The 20,745-nt window shown below is 68.2% G+C and carries 18 protein-coding genes and 1 pseudogene; 12 read left to right on the top strand and 7 right to left on the bottom strand.

Annotation, left to right across the window (positions count from 1 at the left end; all coding sequences use genetic code 11):
• Nucleotides 1-78: 78 nt before the first annotated feature.
• Nucleotides 79-504 (bottom strand): hypothetical protein, encoded by a 426-nt coding sequence (locus PW843_06410; protein ID MDE1146245.1) that lies wholly within the window; start codon nucleotides 502-504, stop codon nucleotides 79-81.
• Nucleotides 505-778: 274 nt separating this feature from the next.
• On the opposite strand from PW843_06410, the gene PW843_06415 reads away from it, so the two are divergent.
• The 9 genes from PW843_06415 (at nucleotide 779) to PW843_06455 (ending at nucleotide 12,493) form a co-directional block, all read left to right on the top strand.
• A complete protein-coding gene (locus tag PW843_06415) occupies nucleotides 779-2,740 on the top strand; it encodes a methyl-accepting chemotaxis protein (GenBank protein ID MDE1146246.1) in 1,962 nt (653 codons plus the stop codon).
• The gene (locus PW843_06420) at nucleotides 2,740-4,239 is read left to right on the top strand and encodes a chemotaxis protein CheW (protein MDE1146247.1); all 1,500 of its coding nucleotides are present in this window, start codon (nucleotides 2,740-2,742) and stop codon (nucleotides 4,237-4,239) included. The genes PW843_06415 and PW843_06420 overlap by 1 nt, the downstream gene beginning before the upstream one ends.
• Nucleotides 4,236-5,342, top strand: a complete 1,107-nt coding sequence (gene cheB / locus PW843_06425) for a chemotaxis-specific protein-glutamate methyltransferase CheB (protein ID MDE1146248.1) — start codon at nucleotides 4,236-4,238, stop codon at nucleotides 5,340-5,342. The genes PW843_06420 and cheB overlap by 4 nt, the downstream gene beginning before the upstream one ends.
• A 44-nt stretch (nucleotides 5,343-5,386) precedes the next feature.
• Nucleotides 5,387-6,241 carry a protein-glutamate O-methyltransferase CheR gene (locus PW843_06430; protein ID MDE1146249.1) on the top strand — a complete coding sequence of 285 codons (855 nt, stop codon included), beginning with the start codon at nucleotides 5,387-5,389 and terminating at the stop codon, nucleotides 6,239-6,241.
• Entirely contained in the window at nucleotides 6,241-8,247 is a 2,007-nt protein-coding gene (locus PW843_06435) for a chemotaxis protein CheA (protein ID MDE1146250.1), read from the top strand. Before PW843_06430 ends, PW843_06435 begins: the two co-directional genes overlap by 1 nt.
• A complete protein-coding gene (locus tag PW843_06440) occupies nucleotides 8,244-8,510 on the top strand; it encodes a hypothetical protein (protein MDE1146251.1) in 267 nt (88 codons plus the stop codon). Before PW843_06435 ends, PW843_06440 begins: the two co-directional genes overlap by 4 nt.
• 100 nt (nucleotides 8,511-8,610) lie before the next feature.
• The gene (locus PW843_06445; GenBank protein MDE1146252.1) at nucleotides 8,611-8,994 is read left to right on the top strand and encodes a response regulator; all 384 of its coding nucleotides are present in this window, start codon (nucleotides 8,611-8,613) and stop codon (nucleotides 8,992-8,994) included.
• The gene (locus PW843_06450) at nucleotides 8,991-9,638 is read left to right on the top strand and encodes a chemotaxis protein CheX (protein ID MDE1146253.1); all 648 of its coding nucleotides are present in this window, start codon (nucleotides 8,991-8,993) and stop codon (nucleotides 9,636-9,638) included. Before PW843_06445 ends, PW843_06450 begins: the two co-directional genes overlap by 4 nt.
• Before the next feature lie 65 nt (nucleotides 9,639-9,703).
• The gene (locus tag PW843_06455; GenBank protein ID MDE1146254.1) at nucleotides 9,704-12,493 is read left to right on the top strand and encodes a PAS domain-containing protein; all 2,790 of its coding nucleotides are present in this window, start codon (nucleotides 9,704-9,706) and stop codon (nucleotides 12,491-12,493) included.
• A gap of 108 nt (nucleotides 12,494-12,601) precedes the next feature.
• Here PW843_06455 and PW843_06460 read toward each other — a convergent pair whose 3' ends face one another.
• Nucleotides 12,602-12,925 carry an STAS domain-containing protein gene (locus PW843_06460; protein ID MDE1146255.1) on the bottom strand — a complete coding sequence of 108 codons (324 nt, stop codon included), beginning with the start codon at nucleotides 12,923-12,925 and terminating at the stop codon, nucleotides 12,602-12,604.
• 53 nt (nucleotides 12,926-12,978) lie between these two features.
• Nucleotides 12,979-13,395, bottom strand: coding sequence for an ATP-binding protein (locus PW843_06465; GenBank protein MDE1146256.1), 417 nt, complete (start codon nucleotides 13,393-13,395; stop codon nucleotides 12,979-12,981).
• Between the two features lie 320 nt (nucleotides 13,396-13,715).
• Between PW843_06465 and PW843_06470 the strand changes: the two genes are divergently transcribed.
• Nucleotides 13,716-14,519, top strand: coding sequence for a hypothetical protein (locus PW843_06470; protein ID MDE1146257.1), 804 nt, complete (start codon nucleotides 13,716-13,718; stop codon nucleotides 14,517-14,519).
• A gap of 159 nt (nucleotides 14,520-14,678) precedes the next feature.
• On the opposite strand, the pseudogene PW843_06475 reads toward PW843_06470, so the two are convergent.
• Nucleotides 14,679-14,899: pseudogene (locus PW843_06475) on the bottom strand (integrase core domain-containing protein).
• A 208-nt stretch (nucleotides 14,900-15,107) separates the two neighbouring features.
• On the opposite strand from PW843_06475, the gene PW843_06480 reads away from it, so the two are divergent.
• On the top strand, nucleotides 15,108-16,022 hold the full coding sequence (locus tag PW843_06480) for a cation transporter (protein ID MDE1146258.1): 915 nt from the start codon (nucleotides 15,108-15,110) through the stop codon (nucleotides 16,020-16,022).
• A 200-nt stretch (nucleotides 16,023-16,222) separates the two neighbouring features.
• Here the strand turns inward: PW843_06480 and PW843_06485 are convergent, their stop codons facing one another.
• The 3 genes from PW843_06485 to PW843_06495 form a co-directional block, all read right to left on the bottom strand.
• Entirely contained in the window at nucleotides 16,223-17,428 is a 1,206-nt protein-coding gene (locus PW843_06485) for a methyl-accepting chemotaxis protein (GenBank protein ID MDE1146259.1), read from the bottom strand.
• A 283-nt stretch (nucleotides 17,429-17,711) separates the two neighbouring features.
• A complete protein-coding gene (locus PW843_06490) occupies nucleotides 17,712-18,953 on the bottom strand; it encodes a SpoIIE family protein phosphatase (protein MDE1146260.1) in 1,242 nt (413 codons plus the stop codon).
• Nucleotides 18,954-19,091: 138 nt separating this feature from the next.
• Nucleotides 19,092-20,012 carry an EamA family transporter gene (locus PW843_06495; protein ID MDE1146261.1) on the bottom strand — a complete coding sequence of 307 codons (921 nt, stop codon included), beginning with the start codon at nucleotides 20,010-20,012 and terminating at the stop codon, nucleotides 19,092-19,094.
• Nucleotides 20,013-20,163: 151 nt separating this feature from the next.
• Here PW843_06495 and PW843_06500 point away from each other — a divergent pair, with 151 nt between their 5' ends.
• On the top strand, nucleotides 20,164-20,676 hold the full coding sequence (locus PW843_06500) for an Lrp/AsnC family transcriptional regulator (protein ID MDE1146262.1): 513 nt from the start codon (nucleotides 20,164-20,166) through the stop codon (nucleotides 20,674-20,676).
• Nucleotides 20,677-20,745: the final 69 nt, after the last annotated feature.

A 20,745-nucleotide genomic window follows, 5' to 3' on the forward strand; every position in this document is an offset into this window, starting at 1 on the left:
AAGCCCAGCCAGCGGATGCTGGCGCCCGGCGCTTGAGGGGGGGCAAAGCGGCCTTTGACCAGTCAAAGGCCGCTGAAATTACCTTCGGCCCAGCTTCGCGGCGGCGGGGCCGGCGGCGTTGACCACCTGGTCGGCGCAGGTGTCGAGGGTGTTTTCCTGGCAGGTGACGCGGGTGAAGCCCAGCGTCTGCGACCCCACGGTGGTGAAGCGCACCGGGAAGACCAGCTTGTAATGGATGCCGCTGCGCACCGCCTCGGTCGGGCTTTGCACCACGACCATCAGGGAATTGGCGCGGGCGCCGCTGCTGATCTGGAAGGCGTCGTTTTCCCTGAAGGCGCTGGTCACCGCCTCCGCCAGTTTCAGGGTGACCCCATCATCGCCGTTACGCCACACCTCGACCTGCGTCTGGGCGCCGGGACGGGCGGCCAGGCCCGGCGTGGCCATTCCCATGGCGGCCAGGCCGGAGGCCACCGCCAAAATCCTGGCACGCATCATTCCGGACATGGGGCAGGCCTCCATCGCGATCCCTTGCGGATTTGTCTCATATGGATCGCGGTGCGGTGAAGGCAATTATCCATTGCAATTCTACCGACTAACCGGCGCCGGGCATCCTGGATAGGCCGTCCGCCCGGACAGCCTATGGCCTTACGTCGATTGCCGGAGTAAGGGCCGGACTTGTAAAAGAAATTTAGAAGCGCGCGCGGCCGCCGCTTATGGGGAATAATGGCGTCGGGGCGCCGTTGGCGACAATGGCCGCCGGTCGATTTGGGGGAACATCATGGTTTTGGTCAAAACCTCGCGGCTCGCTGGAGCCAAGAGCCGGGCGCGCACCCGGATAGCGGGTGAGCCCTTGGAGCAGGCGGCCGCCACGCCGGTGCCCTCCGCCCCTGTGGCGGCGAAACCGGCGCGTCCCCGCCGTGTGGCGTCCGGCACGGCGCGACAGACGGCGGCGGAGCGCATGGGTGCGGCCACCGAGGAATTGGCCGGCGGTGTGGCGGAGGCGTCCGCCGCGGCGGAAGAACTGCGCCGGGCGCTGGAGCAGATCGCCAGCGCTGCGGAAGAGGCTGCCAGCGCCAGCCACGAATCCCTGGCGGCGGTGATCGGCATGGCCGGATCCTTCACCCAGTCGCGGGAACGGGCGGACCAGTCGCGCATCCACACGCTGGCCCTTCAGACGCAGTTGACGGAGGCGGCCACGCTGATCGAGGCGTCGGTGGCGGCGGTGACCGCCAGCGCCGAGCGCCAATTGCTGTCGGTCGAGAACATCAACACCCTGGAACAGCACGCCGCCGCGATTGGGGAGATCACGCGCACGGTTGCCGACATCTCCGACCAGACCGGCCTGCTGGCGCTGAACGCCGCCATCGAGGCGGCGCGGGCCGGCGACCACGGGCGCGGTTTCGCCGTGGTCGCCGATGAGGTGCGGGCCCTGGCCGAAACGACGGAAAAGCGGTCCCGCGACGTGCAGGCGCTGGCCGACGGCATCGCCGATGAGGTTCGCGCCATAGCCGCCCGCGTGCGGGCCGCCGCCGCCGATGCCGTGGCGGAGGCGGACGAGGGCCGGACCGTCTCCGCCACGCTGGACGGCGCGCGCGCCGACCTGGCCGGCCTGGTCGAGGGGGCGCAGGCCATCCTGCTGGCCACCGTGGAGGCGGATGCCGCCGCGCGGGAGGCGCAGAAGGGGGCCGAGAACATCTCCAGCGCCGCGGAGGAACAGTCGGCCGCCGCAGCGGAAGCCCAACGATCCGTGGCACAGCAAAGCCAGTCGCTGGAGCAATGCCGCCAGGCGGCGGAATCCTTGGCCAGCCTGGCCGAAGGCCTGCAATCGGAAGGACGCCGCGCCAGCCTGGCGGAGGAGGTGGGCGCATCGGCGGAGGAACTGTCGGCGGCGGTGCAGCAGTTGTCGGGGGCCGCCGGCGAAATCCTGATCGCCATCAACCAGATCAGCCGGGGTGCGCAGGTCCAGGCGGCGGCCACCCAGCAGTCCGGCACCGCCATGGCGCAGATCCAGCGCGCGGCGGCGGCGACCGGTGCCGCCGCCGCCCAGGCGCAGGGGCGGGTTCGGGCGGCCCAGACGCGCCTGGCCGACAGCCGGGTGGCGGTCACCAAGCTGACCAATGGCGTCGGCCGGGCGGTGAGCGAAACACGCGGCGCCATCGACCTGATCGGCAAGCTGGAAGAGACCGGCGCCCGGATGGAGAAGATCGTGGACAACATCGCCATCATCGCGGTGCAGACCACCATGCTGGCCGTCAGCGGTTCGGTGGAGGCGGCGCGGGCGGGCGATCAGGGACAGGGCTTCGCGGTGGTTTCCACCGACATCCGCAGCCTGGCCCGCGACTCCTCCGACAACGCCGACCGCGCCAAGGATTTGATCCGCCTGCTGCAGACCAGGGTCAACCTGGTGCGCCGGGATCTGGAACAGATCGCCACCGTCGCCGAGGGCGAGGTTCAGAAAAACAAGGACATCAATTCCCGTCTGGGCGCGGTTGAGACCGGGGCGCAGGAACTGCTGGCCGGCAGTGCGGAAATCACCGCCGGTGCCGAAGGGATCGCCGCCACCGTCCTTGAGGTGTTGAGTGGCGTGCAGCAAATCGCCCAGGCCGCCGAGCTGGCCGGATCCGCCGCCGTGCAGTCCGCCACTGCCGCCCGCCAGCAGTCGCGGGGGGCGGAAGATCTGGCCGCCGCGATCGAGGAGATCGCCTCCCTGGCCGATGAAATGCAGAAAGCCGGGGGCTGATGGTGGCGCATGCGCCCGGCGCGGACCGGCGACAAGTCCTGACGTTTCGGGTCGGCACCACCCGCCTGGCCGCCGCCGCCGGCGATGTGGCGGAGGTGTTCCGCCGCCTGAAGGTCACCCGCGTGCCGCACGCGCCGGCCGGGCTGATGGGCGTGGCCAACGTGCGCGGCGCCGTCGTGCCCGTCGTGTCGCTGGCGCGGCTGCTGGGCGATGAGCCGGCGCCGGCCACCGCCACGTCGCGCCTGCTGCTGCTGAACGCCGGTGAGCCGGTAGCGCTTGCCGTGGATGAGGTGGGCGCCCTGTCCCGGCTGGACCAGGAGGCCGTGCCGTCGGCGGGCACGCTGTACCTGCAGGGCGAGGACGCCGTGCGCCTGGTCGATCTGGCCGGCCTGCTGCAAAAGGATTTCGCGGGCGTGTCCCGCCGTGGGACCGGCAGCTATCGGGCGGCGGCACCGGAGGCCGCCCGCAAGGCGGCGGATGAGCGCGCCTTCCTGGCGTTCGACATCGCGGGCCAGGCCTACGCCCTGCCCCTGGTCGAGGTGGGGGAGGTGATCGCCCCGCCGCCCAAGCTGGCGACATTGCCCCGGACCGACGCCGCCATGCTGGGCGTGGTGGCGCTGCGCGGCGGCCTGCTGCCCATCGTGTTGCTGCGGGTGCTGCTGGGCTTCAAGGCCGAGGCCGGCGCCGGCGCCCGCATCATCGTCGCCCACATCGGCGACGCGCGGATCGGGCTGCTGGTCGACCGCCTGAACTCCATCCTGCGGGTTCCGGCCGATAGCGTCGGCCCGGTTCCGGCGGTGCTGAACCGGGGGCGGGGCGAGGCGCACATCCAATCCATGTGCCGCCTGCCGGACGGGCGGGGCCTGGTTTCCATCCTGTCGGGGGCGCGGCTGTTCCGCGACGACACCGTGGCCCACATCCTGGCCGATGGCCAGGCCGCGAACGATGCCAGCAAGGGGGCCACCATGGGCGAACGGGACCGGTCGGCGGCACAGGAACGCGTGGTGGTGTTCCGGCTGGGCGATGAGGAATACGGCCTGCCCCTGGCGGCGGTGGAGGAGGTGGTGCGCCTGCCGGACACGCTGACCCGCGTGCCCAAGGCCCCGGCCTTCATCGAAGGCGTCATGAATCTGCGCGGCCAGGTGCTGCCGGTGATCGACCAGCGCGGGCGCTTCGGTGTCGAGGGTGCCGCCCTGGCCGGCCGGCGCCGGGTGATCGTCACCCACATCAACGGCAAGCTGGCGGGCTTCGCCGTCGACGCGGTGTCGGAAATCCTGAACCTGCCGCCCGACCGGGTGGAGCAGACGCCGGATCTGGCGGCGGCGGAGGGGGAGGGCGTGTTCAGCCGCATCGCCAACCTGGAAACCGCCGACGGCGCCGGCCGCATCATCCTGCTGATCGAACCGCAGGCCCTGCTGGACCGGGCCGAACGCGACCTGCTGGCAGCACTGGACGCGGGCGGCGCCTTGCAGGCGGCCGCCGGCAAGGACGCGTCGTGATCCGCCTTCTCATCGTTGACGACAGCGCGCTGATCCGCCGCCTGTTGGGCGATTTGTTCGCCGCCGCGGATGATTTCGAGGTGGCGTTCGCCCGCAACGGCGTGGAGGCGCTGGAACGCGTGCGCGATTTCCAGCCCGATGTGGTGACGCTGGACGTCCACATGCCGGAGATGGACGGCCTGACCTGCCTGGACCAGATCATGCTGGAACGGCCCTGCCCGGTGGTCATGGTATCCTCCCTCACCGAGGCGGGGGCCGACGTGACGCTGGAGGCCCTGGACCTGGGGGCCGTGGATTTCATCCAGAAGCCGGAGGGCGCCATCTCCCTCAAGATGGACGAACTGGGCCCGGAACTGGTGGACAAGGTGCGGGTCGCCGCCGGGGCCCGCCTGCGCCGCTCGCGCCGCCTGGTGGAAAGGCTGCGCCGCCGCAATGGCACGGCGGTGGCGAAGCCCCGGCCGGTGCGCCAGCCCAAGGTGGCGCCGGCCCCTACGCATGATGAGCCCGACGCCCCACCCAGCGCCTTGCCGGGTCTGGTCCTGATCGGCTGTTCCACCGGTGGGCCGCCGGCGCTGGACGCGGTGCTGGAGGAATTGCCCGGCGATTTCCCCTGGCCCGTGCTGGTGGCCCAGCACATGCCGTCCAGCTTCACCGGGCCCCTGGCCCGCCGGCTGGACCGGCTGTGCGCCCTGAACGTGGTGGAGGTCACGCGGCCCACCCTGATCGTTCCCGGCCGCGTCTATATCGGCAAGGGCGATGCCGACCTGGTGGTGGGCATGCGGCCCGCCGGACTGATGGCTGTGCCCATGCCGACCAAGGCTGAATACCGCTGGCATCCCAGCGTGGACCGTATGGTGGACAGCGCGCTGGCCTATCTCGATCCCCGCCAGTTGGTGGGCGTGCTGATGACCGGCATGGGGTATGACGGCGCCGAGGCCATGACCCGCCTGCGCCAGCGCGGCGGCCGCACGGTGGCGGAGGCGGAGGAGACGGCCGTGGTCTGGGGCATGCCGGGCGAACTGGTCCGCGCCGGCGGCGCTGAATTCGTGGTGCCGGTGGACGGGATCGCCGCCCGGATGATCAAGCTGGTGGGGGGGCAATGAGCCGGCGACGCCCGCCACCAATCGCGCGGGAAGGGGAGGCGCCGATGCTGAGCGCCGCCGACCTGGCGCGCTTTTGCGAGTTCCTGTATCTGCGCACGGGCATGCAGTTTGGCGAGAGCAAACGCTATTACATCGACCGGCGGGTGGCGGGCCGCATGGCGACCTCCGGCTACGACAGCTTCGCCCTGTATTTCAATCACCTGATGGCCGACCCGGGTGAAGCGGAAAGCCTGATCAACAGCTTCACCATCAATGAGACCTATTTCTACCGCGAAGAACACCAGCTGCGGTGCCTAAGTCGCGACCTGCTGCCGGAAATCGTGTCCAGCCGGGCGCCGGGCGACAAGGTGCGCCTGTGGTCGCTGCCGTGCTCCACGGGGGAGGAGCCCTATTCCATCGCCCTGTGGCTGCTGGAAAACTGGCGCATGGTGGATGCCTATAATGTGGAGATCGTCGGTTCCGACATCGACACGCAGGCGCTGGCCGCCGCCCGTGCCGGGCGCTATGGCGCCAAGGCGCTGGCGCGGCTGTCGCCGGCCGTGGTGCACGATTATTTCGAACCGGCCGGCGAGGGCGCCCCGGAGGGCGAGTATCACATCATCCAGGATTTGCGGGAATCGGTGACCTTCACCAACGCCAACCTGGTGGACACCAACAGCCTGGCCCTGCACGGCGCGTTCGACGTCATCTTCTGCCGCAACCTGCTGATCTATTTCGATGAGGAATCACGCCGACTGGCGGTGCGCAACCTGTTCGACCGCCTGGCGCCCGGTGGTTTCCTGTGCCTGGGCCATTCGGAATCGCTGACCCGGATCAGCGACCGCTTCGCCGTGCGGCGGTTCGACGACGCCGTGGTCTACCAGCGACCCCGAATGGTTCGATCGGGAGGGATACCCTGATGGATGAGCTGCTGGAGCAGTTCCTGATCGAGGGGCCCGAACAGGTGCAGGCGGCCGGCGAGGCCCTGCTGGCCCTGGAACAGCACCCCGGCGACACGGCCCTGGTGGATGAGGCCTTCCGGGCCATCCACACGCTGAAAGGATCCGTCGGCCTGTTCGACCTGGCGCCCATGGGTCGGGTGCTGCACGCGGCGGAGGATCTGCTGGGTGCGGTGCGCGCCGGCGACCGGGCGCTGGACCGCGCGGCGGTGGACGCCCTGGTGGCGGCGACGGGACAGACGGAGCGCTGGCTGGCGTCCCTGGCCGCCACCGAGGGGGACCTGCCGGCCGACGCGGCGGCGGTCGCCGCGGCGCTGACGGCACGCCTGCGCGCCAGCCTGGATGGCGCCACCGTGGCCGCCGCGGTCGAGCCGGCTCAGGACACCGCCTGGATCGCCGCCCTGTACCAGGCCCAGGGGCTGGACCCGGCCCGGCACCCCACCGTCACGGCGCTGCGGTACCTGCCCGACGCCGGCTGCTATTTCCGGGGGGATGACCCGGTGGCGCTGGCCCGATCGGTGCCGGATCTGCTGGCCCTGCGCATCGCGCGTCGGGAAGGGGCACCGCCGCCGGGTCCGGATTACGATCCCTACGCCTGCGACCTGGTGGTGGAACTGCTGTCGGCGGCGGCGCCGGAGGCGGTGAAGGAGCCCTTCCGCTTCATGGCCGACCAGGTACGGATCGAAAGCTGGACGCCGCCGCCCGCCCAAGCGGGGCCTGTACCGGCCGTGCCGGAGGCGGCCGCGCGGGTGCTGCGGGTGGATGCCGGCCGCATCGACACGCTGGCGGACATCGTCGATGAACTGGTGGTAGCCAAGAACGCGCTGTCGGACCTGGCGCTGGAAATGGGCGCCGGCCTGGGCGGGGAGGGGGCGGCCCAGGCCCTGGCCGACCGGCAGGGGGCCATCGACCGCCTGGTCGGGCGCCTGCACCGCACCGTGATGGGCCTGCGCCTGGTGCCTGTGCTGCCGCTGCTGCGCCGTTTCCCCCGCGTGGTGCGGGAAACGGCGTCGGCCCTGGGCAAGGAGGTCGACCTGGCGGTCGAAGGCAGCGAGGTGGAGGTCGACAAGACCATCGTCGAGGCGCTGTTCGAACCGCTGACCCACCTGCTGCGCAACGCGGTCGACCATGGGGTGGAGGGGGCGGCGGCGCGCCAGGCCGCGGCCAAGCCGGCCCGCGCCCGCATCGTCCTGTCCGTCGCCCGCGACGCCGACCAGGTGGTGATCACCGTGGCGGATGACGGGCGGGGCATGGATCCGGCCGTCATCCGGCGGACGGCCGCCGAACGGGGCGTTCTTTCCGCCGCCGCCCTGGCGGCCCTGTCGGACGCCGACGCGCTGGACCTGGTGTTCCGGCCTGGATTTTCCACCGCGCGCAGCGTCACCGACCTGTCGGGCCGGGGCGTGGGCATGGACGCGGTGCGCACCGCCGTGGCGCGGTTGGGCGGCCGCGTGGCGATCACCAGCACCCCCGGCACCGGTACCGCCATCCGTCTTATCCTGCCCCTGACCCTGGTATTGACTAAAGTCATGGTGGTGTCCGCCGGGGGCGAGCGATATGGCATTCCCATGGACGGTATCGTCGAGACGACGCGGATCGCGCCGGACCGCCTGGTGGCGGTGCGTGCCGGTCGGGCGTTCGTGCTGCGCGACGCGGCCGTGCCGTTGCTGGAGCTGGGGGAATTGCTGAACACGCGGCACACCATGGGTGATGATCAGGAAACGCCCGTTGCCGGTGGTGGCAACGGCTTGCGGCGGGCCGTGATCGTCCGCGCGTCGGGCGATCTCGTGGCCGTGGGCGTGGACGCCTTCGTCGACCGGCGGGACGTGGTCCTGCGCCCCATGAGCGGCCTGCTTTCCGCCATGCCGGGGATCCTGGGCACCACGGTGATGGGCGACGGCCAGGTCATGATGGTGCTGGACGTGCCGGGCCTGATCGCCGGCCTGGCGGCCGAGGGGGCGCCATGACGGTCCAGGTCGAGGGCGGGGTAATCCGTTTGACCGGCGCATGCATGGCCGAAGATGCGGAGACGCTGGTATCCGCGTTGCAGCTGTCGCCGGATTCTCAAGTTGATCTCGGCACTTGCACTCACCTGCATGGTGCACTGGTGCAAGTGCTGCTCGCTTTTCGGGCTTATGTACGGGATAGGGCTGAAGATATATTTCTCAAGGACTGGATTCTACCGCTTCTCACGGCGGACGGCGCGGACTCCGGCAGACAAGTTTATTAGGACTAGGCTATATAGATGGGATCGCTGCCGGGTTGTGATGCGCACAACGACTTGCCGGGGGGCAATAGGCAGATTGGACGACTTGGGCAGGATGGGTGAAATGGGTACTACGGTCTTGATCGTTGATGACAGCAAGCTGGCGCGTATCGTGGTGGCGAAGGCCATCGCGGCGGCGCAGCCGGGCTGGACCAAGGTGGAGGCCGGCAACGCCGACGAGGCGCTGGCCGTCCTGGCGCAGGGGCAGGTCGATGTGGCCGTCCTGGATTTCAACATGCCGGGCCTGAACGGCCTGGAACTGGCGGAGCAGATGCGACAGCGCTTCCCCGACATGCCCATCGCGCTGGCCACCGCCAATGTGCAGGATGAGGTGATCGCGCGCGCCAGGACGGTGAACGCCACCTTCGTCAGCAAACCCATCACCGAGGACGGCCTGCGCGGGTTCCTGTCCGGCGCGGCCCTGAAGCTGCGCGCGGTGCAGGGATGAGCCACACCGCCATCGTTCTCGACCCGCTTGAGAACGACGCCCTGACGGAACTGGTGAACATCGGCGTCAGCCGTGCTGCCGTCAGCCTGCGCAAGATGGTGGGCGACCAGGTGATCCTGTCCGTGCCCTCGGTTGAGGTGCTGGACCGCCGGGTGGCCGCGGCCCTGATCCGGGAACGGGAAAGCGACCAGTTGGTCGCCGTGCGCCAGGATTTCAGCGGCGCGTTCAGCGGGCGCGCCCTGCTGATCTTCCCGGAATCCAACAGCCTGGAACTGGTCCGCGCCGTCACCCATGGCGAGATGTCCAACACGGAGATGGTGGAGTTCGAGGATGAGGCGCTGGCCGAAACCGGCAACGTCGTCCTCAACGGCTGTCTCGCCACCATGGCCAATCTGCTGCAGCGGCCGCTGACCATGTCGCTGCCGCAGGTGATGCGCGGCGACGGCACCCTGCTGTTCGAGTTGACGGAACAGGCGGGCGACGACGGCATCGTCCTGTTCCTGTACATCAATTTCGCCATCAGCGGCCGCGATATCCGGGGGTATATCGCCATGCTGATGGATTTGCCGTCGGTGCACTCATTGAAGGATCTGGTGGGGGAATTCATCGCGCGCATCGTCGGGACGGACACCCATGCCGGGTGACGCCCCGCGTCGCGTCGTTTTCTGAGGAGGGGCCGGTCATGACAGGCCGTGCGGAGGCTGTGGCCATGGACGCATGCGACGACGCAGGTAACGGCCTTCCATCGGACGTGCGGGCGCTGTGCGGCCCGCTGCTGGATTGCCTGATCCAATCGGGCTTGCCCCTGACCATCACCGACCATCGCCGCCCGGGGGAGCCCCTGGTGTTCGCCAACCCGGCGTTCGAGCGGCTGACCGGCCACACGCTGGCCGACCTGGCCGGCCAGCCGTTCGGCTTCCACGCCGCCCCGGACGCCGATCCCGCCATCCTGGCCGGGATTGAGGACGCGCTGGCGGCCGACCGTCCCTTGACCGCCGACCTGCGCATCCTGCGCCGCGACGGCCCCACCTTCTGGAACCGGGTGCGCCTGACGCCGATGACGGACGCGCAAGGCGCCACCCCCTTCTACGTCTGGACCCACGCCGACCTGACCCTGGAACTGGCGCGGGCGGAGGTGGAGGCGGAACTGGCCGCCAGCCGCCGGGCCCTCAGCAACGCCAAGGAACGCGCCCGCCTGGCCCAGGCCGTGGGCGGCACCGCCGGCGCCTGGGAATGGGACGCGGCCGGCGGCCGCCTCTATGCCGATGCCCGCTTTTCCGAGCTGTACGGCCTGGATCCCATCGAGGCCGGCAACGGCCTGCCGACCGAGGCCTTCTTCAACGCCATCCATGCCGACGACCGCATGCGCATGCGCATCGCCGTCGCCGGCGTGATGCACGGTGCGGACGTGTTCGCCAAGGACTACCGCGTCATCACCCGCGACGGCACCGTGCGCTGGGTGTCGGCGCGCGGTGGCGCCGACCGCGCGGCCGACAACAGCTTGCGCCGTTTCAAGGGCGTGCTGGCCGACATCACCGACCAGAAGCGGGTCGAGGAACAGCTGCGCGTGGCCCAGACGGCGGGCGGCGTCGGCACCTTCGAATACATCAATGGTTTCGGCACCGTGTCGGTGTCGGAGCAGTTCTGCCGCCTGCTGGGCCTGCATCCCGCCAGCGCCCTGCCGGTGCGCACCGTCAACACCGTCGTGCATCCCGAGGACGCGCCCCTGCTGGCGCATCCGGAGGCGGCGGACGGCGTGGCGGAACCCTACCGGGAATTCCGCATCGTCCGGCCGGACACGGGCGAGGTGCGCTGGCTGGCCCAGCGGGGGGAGCACCGCCGCGACGGCAAGCACGGCACCGGCGGCCGCTTCATCGGTGTCATCTATGACATCACCGCGTCCAAGGATGCGGAGGAACGGCTGCGGCAGTTCGCGGAAACGCTGGAACTGCGGGTGGAGGAGCGGACGCGGGAACGCGACCGCGTCTGGAACAACTCCCGCGACCTGCTGGTGATCGTGGGCGCCCACGGACTGTTCCGCGCCGCCAGCCCATCCTGGACTGCCATCCTGGGCTATCAGCCGGAGGAGGTGGTGGGCCGGCCCATCGCCGATTTCCTGCATCCCGAGGATGCCGGGCCCACCACCGAGGCGGTGCTGGGCGCCCTGCAGGACGCCGACCTGACCAATTTCGAAAGCCGTCACCTGCACAAGGACGGCAGCCTGCGCTGGATTTCCTGGAACACGGCGCAGGAGGACGACCTGGTCTACGCCTACGGCCGCGACGTCACCGAAGACAAGGATCGCGTCGAAGCACTGCGCCAGACGGAAGAGCAGTTGCGCCAGGCGCAGAAGATGGAGGCGGTGGGCCAGTTGACCGGCGGCCTGGCGCATGACTTCAACAACATGCTGATGGGCGTCATCGGTGGCCTGGACATCGTGCGCCGCCGCATCACCCAGGGGCGGTTGAACGATTTGGACCGGTTCATGGACGCGTCCATGGCCTCAGCCCAGCGCGCGGCGGCCCTAACCCACCGGCTGCTGGCCTTCTCCCGCCGGCAGACGCTGGATCCCAAGCCCATCGACGTCAACGACCTGGTGCGGTCGATGGAGGACTTGCTGCGCCGCACCTTGGGTGAGCAGATCGAGTTCAGGGTCAACATGGCGGCGGATCTGGCGGCGGCCCGCAGCGACGTCAACCAGCTGGAAAGCGCCATCCTGAACCTGGCGATCAACGCCCGCGACGCCATGCCCGACGGCGGCATCCTGACCATCGAGACCGGGCGGCAGACATTGGACCGCGCCTATGCCGCCCGGCACAACGGCCTGGCCGCCGGCGACTACATCATGATCCGGGTCAGCGACACCGGCATGGGCATGCCGCCCGACGTGGTGGCCAAGGCCTTCGACCCCTTCTTCACCACCAAGCCCATCGGGCAGGGCACCGGCCTGGGCCTGTCCATGATCTACGGCTTCGTCCAGCAGACCGGCGGTCATGTCCGCATCGACAGCGAGATGTGGCGCGGCACCGCCATCACCCTGTACCTGCCCTGCGACGGCGGGGAGGACGAACAGGCCCGCGACCTTGTCCTGCGCGGCGACGCGCCGGAAGGGGCGGGGGAGATCGTGCTGGTGGTGGAGGACGACGAGTCCGTGCGCCTGCTGGTCCTGGATGTGTTGCAGGAACTGGGCTACACCGCCCTGCACGCGGCCGAGGGCCGGGCGGCCCTGTCGGTCATCGAATCCTCCAGCCAGATCGACCTGCTGATCACCGACGTGGGCCTGCCAGGGCTGAACGGCCGGCAACTGGCGGAAATCGCGCGTCGCCGCCGGCCGGACCTGCCGGTGCTGTTCGTCACCGGCTACGCCGCCAACGCCGCCGTGCGCGGCGACTTCCTGGACGACGGCATGGACATGGTGATGAAGCCCTTCGCCATGGACGAACTGGCCGCCAAGATCCGGGGCATCCTGGAAGGGCGGGCGAAACGGGCGGTTAGCTGATCTTACGCCCTCAGGCGCCGGGCGCCGGCATCCGCCGGCTGGGCTCGGTCGCGGCCTAAGCGGCACGCGGGCGGTGCCGCATGCCGCTGGTAGGTGGGTGGAAGGTGCTTAACCGATGGCGGCCAGGGCCGCGTCGCGGTCGGCGTGGGCGGCCACGATGTGGGTGAAGCCGCTGATGTCGTAGACCTCCTGCACCGCCGGCTGCAAGCCGCTGAGGACGAAGGACGTGCCCGCCGCCTTGGCGGCCTTGGCCGCCTTCAGCAGGACGCGCAGACCCGCGCTGCTGACGAAACGGATGCCGGCCATGTCCAGCACCACCGGGGCCTGGCCCAGCAGCGCCAGCAACTGGCCCTCCACGTTGGGCGCCGTCTCCGTATCAAGACGGCCCTCGATGACGGCCAGCTTCACCGACCCGACGTCACTCACCTGCATAACTTCCTCACTCCGAAAAACGCTGTCCAAAATTGCGGCTGGGGTTGCCGGGCTCAGCCCGCCAGGTCCAGCACGATGTCGATACGGTTGTGCGGTTCCACCCGGCGGTAATGGATCTCGCGCGCCAGGCTGCGGATCAGGTGGATGCCCAAGCCGCCGTCCTGCCGGGTGTCCAGCGGCGATTCCGTGTCTGGCACATCCAGCGACAGCAGGTCGAAGGGGGGGCCGTCATCCTCCACCCGGATGCGCAGTTCCGTCTCGGTCAGCGCCACCCGCAGGTCGGTGAACGTGGCCGGCGGATAGCCCGCGCGGCCGTGGGTCGCCACGTTGGTGGCCAGTTCCTCGCACACCAGGGCCAGGCGATGGGAAACCCGCGGCGACAGCTCGGCGGCTTCGGCGAAAGCCTCCAGCCGGTCCAGCACGCCGGGAATGGCGGCGGAATCGGCAGCGACGCGCAGCTCAAACTCCATCCCAACCCCCGTCGTCTCGGCCCCAATCCATTAACCGACTAGCTAACACGAAACAGGAAGCCGGCGAAATTTAAACAACCGTGACGGTTTCCTGCGCCGGATGCGATGGATACCGGCGGCGCGAGGCTCTGCCTCGTGCCGCTGTAGGCCCCGACTGGGGCCGCCGGAGATTTCCGGGGAGCGAAGCGGACTGGTAAGCGAGGAAGCCTAAGCCACCCAATAGGCACGAAGGCTACCCTCGCAAGTTTTGATCATTGTAAATTCCCGTAATGGTAGTATATTGACAACCTGATGCAATTCATTAACGACAGGAAGTCAAGATGCGCCGCCCCGTCGTCGTCACTTTGTTGGCCCTCTTTCTGCCTGTCACCGCCGCCATGGCCCAGACGGCCCAGATCATCACCAAAGATTTCTGTGACGACCAGTCCGGCGCCTTCGACATCGTCTGGGCAACTGGCCAGAAGGACACAGCGCCAGTGTCCGTCTTCCTCCTGAAAGATAAATTGCAGCCGTTCGTGCCGGTGGAAAAGGGCAAATCTCTCAATGACTTCTCGACTTTCATGGTCAATTCACACGGAGATTGCGGCCAGGTCGGTCCCCTGACGGCCGCAGAGTTCGCAGAGAAGTTTAAGAAGGAGAAGAAGGACGCCCCTGGGAAGGTAAACTTCTACTCTTGCAACGCCGCCAAGGCGCCGCCCATTGGCAAGAGCGTGGTCGCGGCCCTTGCGGCGGAATATCCAGGTCCGCCGAGGGCCGATACCGATATCAAGGTCCTGTCGGGTGCCAAAGAGGCGGCGGCGCTGAGGCCGCCCACTGACGGCAAACCGGTGAGCAAGATCTCGGAGGCCGTCTACTATAGCGGTGTTTCTTCCACTGGAGATAAAATCGTAGAGGGTCTTAAGAAGGACTGGAATAAAGAAAAATATCCTGGATCCCTTATGACATATAAAGACTACTGTGTCCATCACGTGATCCCGAGCATTAGTAACGATTCCACGTTCGACAAGTTTGTAAAACAGATTAATAGTACATTTGGCGATAGATATATCGAGCTTATAAATACAAATTCAGGTGGCGCTGCGTTGACGGTGTGTGGAGCTCAGTCAAATACGGCTTGCCCCTAGGCGTTTAGAGCGAGATGCGATCACGCGTGATCGCATCTCGCTCTTTAAGCTGTTCATGATAGAGCGGAACGCGATCAGGTGATGCCACCTGATCGCGTTCCGCTCCAATCCAGGATTTTGATGAATTGGATCGAGCCTGAATCACTCGTGCTCTTTTGTTCATGTTTTGCAGATGAACTGTAGGGCGTCAGGCCCTTTAGGGCCTTGAGCCGCCGGCGATAATTATAGGCGTCGATGAAGACGCAGAGATGAGCTTCGAGCCGCTGATGGCTGTCGTAGTGATAGCGTTTGGCAGTGGCTTCCTCGTTAGTCCGGTTCATCCGCTCGACCTGATCGTTGGTCCAGGGACGCTTCACCCTTGTCAGGCGGTGGTCGATGGCTTGGCAGGCTTGTCCCCTTCCACCTCCGGCAGCCTGCTGATGTCGTGTCGCTGAAGACACCGTGGCCGCCCGGCGATTGAGGGGCGGTATTTGAGCGGCCACGATCAAATACCGCGTGTATGACACCCATAACGGCATGGTGTTTGCCGGGCGGACGCTGCACAGTCGCGGCCGTCATACGGATGCACAAACCTGGACTGGACTGTTGATGGCGACGACGGCGTCCCAACCCTTGGATCCCGCGGCCCGTGCGCGGGAACGCAGCATGGCGCTGGCCGGCCTGAGCGACCTGGTCATGATCGGCGTGGCGCTGACCGCCGCCCTCTGGGGCAATTCGCTGATGATGGCGGCGGAGACCCTGCGCGGCACCCTGCTGTGGGCGCTGGAGATGGTGCTGCTGGTCCTGATGCGCCGCATCCACCGCGGCCAGACCCATCAGTTCGATTACGGCGCCGGCAAGCTGGAGCAGTTCGCCAACCTGGTGATCGGCCTGGTCATGGGGGTGGGCGGCCTATGGGTCGGGATATCGGCCGCCTATCGCTGGTGGAACCCGCCGGAGCATTCCACCCTGGGCATGGGGTTCGCGGTCTTCGCCGGTGCCGCCAACGTGGTGCAGAACGGCCTGGCGCTGGTGTCGCTGTGGCGGGCCGGCCGCGACGGCACCTCCCTGATCCTGATCGGCCAGGTGCGCACCCGCCTTGCCAAGCTGGTGTCGTCGTTTATCGTGCTGGGCGCCTTGTGCGTCGGCCTGGTGGCCGGCGACACCCTCTGGGGCGAGGCGGCGGAGGTGCTGGGCGCCGGCTTCGTCTCGGTGGTCATGCTGCAACTGACCTTCGCCCTGTGGCGGGAGGCGCTGCCCGCCCTGCTGGACCATACGTTGGATGAGGCGCGCCAGGCCTCCATCAACCGGGTGCTGGCCCGCCATTTCGAGGGGTATGAGGAACTGCTGACGGTGCGGTCCCGCCTGTCGGGCAACACCGCGCTGATCGAGGTGGTGCTGGGCTTCCAACCCGCCCGCCAGATGGGGGAGGTGCAGGCGGTGGTCGATGCCATCTGTGACGACGTCAGCCACCTGATCCCCGGCGCGCTGGTTTCCGTCATTCCGGTTGCCAGCCGGGCATGAGCGGCCATCGGAAAGCGGAATAATATCAGCGGCACGAGATTTGGCTCGTGCCGCTGTAGGCCCCGACTGGGGCCGCCGGACCTTTTCGGGGAGCCGAAGGCGGACTGAAAAGGGAGGATAAGGCAAGGCCACGGATGTGGCCGCCCGCCGTTTGAGGGGCGGTATTTGATCATCACGATCAAATACCGCGCGTATAAGGACTACCGGCCCCGGATGTCCGCGACGAACTCATGCACCAGGCGTTGCAGGGATGCCGCCTGGCCGGACAGGCTGTTGACCGAATTGACCATGGTATGCGCGCCTTCGCCGGTCTCCCCGGCGGCAGTGCTGACCTGGGCAACGTTGACGGTCACCTGCTGCGAGCCATCGGCCGCGTTCTGGACGTTGCGCGCGATTTCCCGGGTGGCGGAGCCCTGCTGGTTGACGGACGCGGCGATGGCGGTCGCGATCTCCCCCACCTGGCCCAGGGTGCGGCCGATCTCCTCGATGGCGACCACGGCCTGGCGGGCGGCCTGCTGAATCTGGGTGACCTGTTCGGCAATGTCGTCCGTGGCCTTGGCCGTCTGGCCGGCCAGGGATTTCACCTCGCCCGCCACGACGGCGAAACCCTTGCCGGCGTCACCCGCCCGTGCGGCCTCGATGGTGGCGTTCAGCGCCAGCAGGTTGGTCTGTCCGGCGATGGAGTTGATCAGGCCCACCACTTCGCCGATGCGGTTGGCGGCGTCCGTCAGGGTACGCACCGTGGCCTCGGTGCCCTGGGCCTGCTGGATGGCGTCGGCCGCCACCTGTGCGGACTCGTCCACGCGGCGCGTGATTTCGGCGACCGAGGCTGCCAGTTCTTCCGACGCGGCCGCCACGGCCTGCACGTTGGTCGAGGTCTCTTCCGACGCGGCGGCGGCGGCCGAGGCCTGCCGGCTGGTGTCGTCGGCGGTGGCCGCCATGGATTCCGCCGTCTCGCGCGTGCGCGCCGCCTCATCCGCCAGGCTGTGGATCTGCTGGCCCACCTTGGCCTCGAAGGTGGCGGTCACGGCGTCCATGGCCTGGCGCTTCTCCGCCTCGGCTTTTTCCGTCAGCGCTTCGAAGTAGTAATGCACCACCACCGCCACGTCGGAGAAGATGGAGCGCATGAGGCTGTTGACCAGTTCCGGCCGCCGGCTGTCCAGGAACTTGCCGCTGTTCAGCATGGCGTTGATCAGGCCGGCGGAATAGGCGGCGTAGCCGCCCGCCAGGTAAGTGTACACGTCCGTCATCTGGCTGACGCCCTTGATGATGCCGGCCTGGACGTTGAAATACTCCGGCGTGAAATCACCATGGGAAATCTGCGCGAACTTCTTGGACTCGCGGTCCAGGACTTCGCGTGGCAAGGCGCGCAACGTCGGATCGACGCCACGGTAGGCCTCCAGCAAGGTGGCTTCCAGATTTTTGGCGATGCGTTGGAAAACGACATCACCAATCTCGCGCTGCCGTGTGCCCCAAGGAGTGATTTTTTCTTCGACGCGCGCCATATCTGACCGTCCAGGTTGCATTTTCTAGGTTGCCGACCCGTCTTTACTAGGGTCATCACCGGTCAGATGGCGCAAGGGCAGGACTGGTCAAGGAAGAACGTCTGTACCACTTTAATGGTAGCCCGTTTGGCTGATATGCACGCCGATTAGCGGCACGCCTACCCCCGGTGGAACGGCTGTACCGTCAGCGGAACCTTAGGGCCAGGGCGGTGATGTCGTCCGCCTGCGGGGCGCCGTCGGCGAAATCGACCACGGCGTTGAACACCCCCGTCACCATGGCGCGCGGCGTGGTGTTGGCCGCCAGCGTTTCCGTCAGCCGGGCCCGGCCGAAGAAGGCACCGGCCGCGTTCTCCGCCTCGGTGATGCCGTCGGAAAACAGCAGGACGCTGTCGCCCGGCGTCAGGGTGAAGGGATGGCTGCGGTAGGCCATGTCCTCCAAGGCGCCCAGCGGCGGCTGCGGGGCGGGGGGCAGCAGGGGGCGCACATCGCCGTCGGCGGTGCGCAGCATGGGCATCTCATGCGCGGCGATGGCCAATTGGCCCTGGCCGGTGACCATGTCGATCACGCCCACGGCGGCCGTGACGAAGGTGGCCTCGTGGTTCTCACGCACCAGATCGTCGTTGGCGCGGGCCAGCACCGTGGCGGGATCGACACTTACGCCTGGCTGCTCCGCCAGATGGCGGGCGGAGGCGCGGAACAGGCCCAGCGTGCGCGCCATGGTCAGCGCCGCCGGCGCACCCTTGCCCGACACGTCGGCCACGGCGAACAGCAGGGTGGTGCCATCCAGGCGGATGGCGTCGTAGAAGTCGCCGCCCACCTGGCGGGCCGGCACCATGGCGGCGTGCAGGTCGACGCGATGCCCCGCCAGATGGGCGAAGGCGCTGGGCACCAGGGCCAGTTGCGCCAGCCGGGCGCTTTCCAGTTCCGCCTCCAGCCCCTTCAGGCGCTGGGCCGCCAGGTCACGCAGCCGCTTCTTCTCCAGCACCGCCGACAGGCGGGCACGCAGCAGCGGCAGGTCGAAGGACTTGGGCAGGTAATCCTCCGCCCCCAACTCGATGCAGCGGACGATGGCCGACATCTCGGTATGGGCGGAAATGACGATGACCGGCGGGTCGCGCCGGCGCTGGGCCCGCAGGCGTTCCAGCACGCCGAAACCATCCAGCGCCGGCATCTCGATATCCAGCAGCACGATGTCGAAGCGCGCCGTCTCGATGTTCGCCAGGGCCTGGATGCCGTCGGTGGCGGTGGTGATGTTGCTGTAGCCCAGTTCGCCCAGGCGCCGCGACAGCAGCAGCCGGTTGAAGGAACTGTCGTCCACCACCAGGATGGCGATGTTGGACTTGTCGTCACCGGACGCGGGGGATGTGACCGCAGCCGGAAGGTCGGCCGCGCCAGCCGATGGCAAGGACGTCAGGGTATCGCTCATGGCGCGCGGCAACTCCACCGGTCTGTTGGGGACGGCGGTGGCCTGCCCGTCAGTGCTGTCTCACTGTATATAGCCAGCCGCGCGGTGGGCAAAGGCCGTTCCTGCCATCGGCCGCGGTAATTCCGTCGCCGGAACCATTCAGTCGGGCAGCAGGGCCGGCGATGACCGCCGTGCGGTCAGGGCAGCACCAACCGAGGCGACGATGACGGTGGCCACGGCCAGCCAGTGCAGCGGCGACAGTGTCTCCCCCAGCAGGACCATGGCGATCAGGGCGCCCACCGCCGGCTCGGCGCTGGTCAGGGTGCCGAAGGTCTGGGCCGGCAGGCGGCGCAGGGCGTACATTTCCAGGGTGTAGGGCAGGGCGCTGGACAGGGCCCCCACCATCACCGCCGGCAGCAGGACGGCCGGCTGCAGCAGCGTGGCGGCACCGGTGTCGGCCACCCCCACGGGCAGGACGATGGCGGCGGCGATCAGGGTGCCCACCGCCGTCGCCTGGGTGCCATGGTCGCCGCCGGCCCGCTTGCCCGCCACGATGTACAGCGCCCAGAAGACACCGGCGCCCAGGGCATAGGCGATGCCGCGCGGGTCCAGGGGTGGTTCAGCCGCAGACGGCGCCAGCGGCAACAGCAGGGCCAAACCCACCACCGCCAGCCCGATCCACAGGAAGTCCGCGCGGCGGCGCGACGACAGCAGGGCCAGGCCCAGGGGGCCGGTGAACTCCACCGCGATGGCGATGCCCACCGGGATGGTCTGCAAGGCCATGTAGAACAGTGTGTTCATGCCGGCCATGGCCCCGCCATAGACCAGCAGCGGCCGCCAGCTGCGGCGTGACAGCCGGATGCGCCAAGGCCGCAGCAGCACGAACAGCATCAGGGCCGCCGTCGTCAGGCGCAGCGCCGTGGTGCCGTGCGCGCCCGTCACCGGGAACAGCGTCTTGGCGATGGAGGCACCGGTGGTCACCGACACCATGGCGGCGAACAGGGCCGCCATCGGCAGCAGGGCCGACAGGGACGCGGACGCGGCGGCGCCGGGCGGGGAGAGGGCGGTATCGTGCGGCATGGAAGGGATCGTCTTGGGCGGTCAAGGCCGCCACTCAAGGAAAAGCCGGTGGCGGCACGGCGCGACATTTTAGCGATGAACTTTGTTTATTCGTGTCAAAGATGGTCATTTATCGATAAAATTTATCACTGCCTTGCCATGTGAAGACCAAATGGTATCGCCGCCCACCGATCTGGACGCCATCGACCGCAAGCTGCTGGAACAGTTGCAGGCGGACGCGCGCCTGCCCATTCCGACCCTGGCGGAACGGGTGGGCCTGTCGGGCCCGGCCTGCTATCGCCGCATCCGCCGCCTGCGCGAGACCGGCGCCATCGAGCGCGAGGTCGCCATCGTCCGGCCGCGCACCCTGGGCTGGCCCCTGACCATGGTGGTGCTGGTGACCCTGGAGCGTGACAGCGGCCGGGGACGCAGCGGCACCAACGACGGCAGCGTCATCGACCAGTTCATGCGCAAGCTGGCCACCGTGCCCGAGGTGGTGGAGGCCTGGTACGTCACCGGCGACCATGACTTCGCCCTGCGCATCGTCGCCCGCGACATGGAAGGCTACGACGCGCTGACGCGCCGCATCCTGCTGAACGACGAAAACGTCCGCACCTTCAAAACCCTGGTCGTCATGCGCCACGCCAAGCCGTTGAGCCCGGTGCCGGTGCTTGATGGATTATGATTTTATTTCCATAACGTATATTATCGGTTTAACGCATGCCGGCGGGTGTAGGCGCAAAGTTAAACTGTC

The organism is Azospirillaceae bacterium (assembly GCA_028283825.1).
Taxonomy (GTDB): domain Bacteria; phylum Pseudomonadota; class Alphaproteobacteria; order Azospirillales; family Azospirillaceae; genus Nitrospirillum.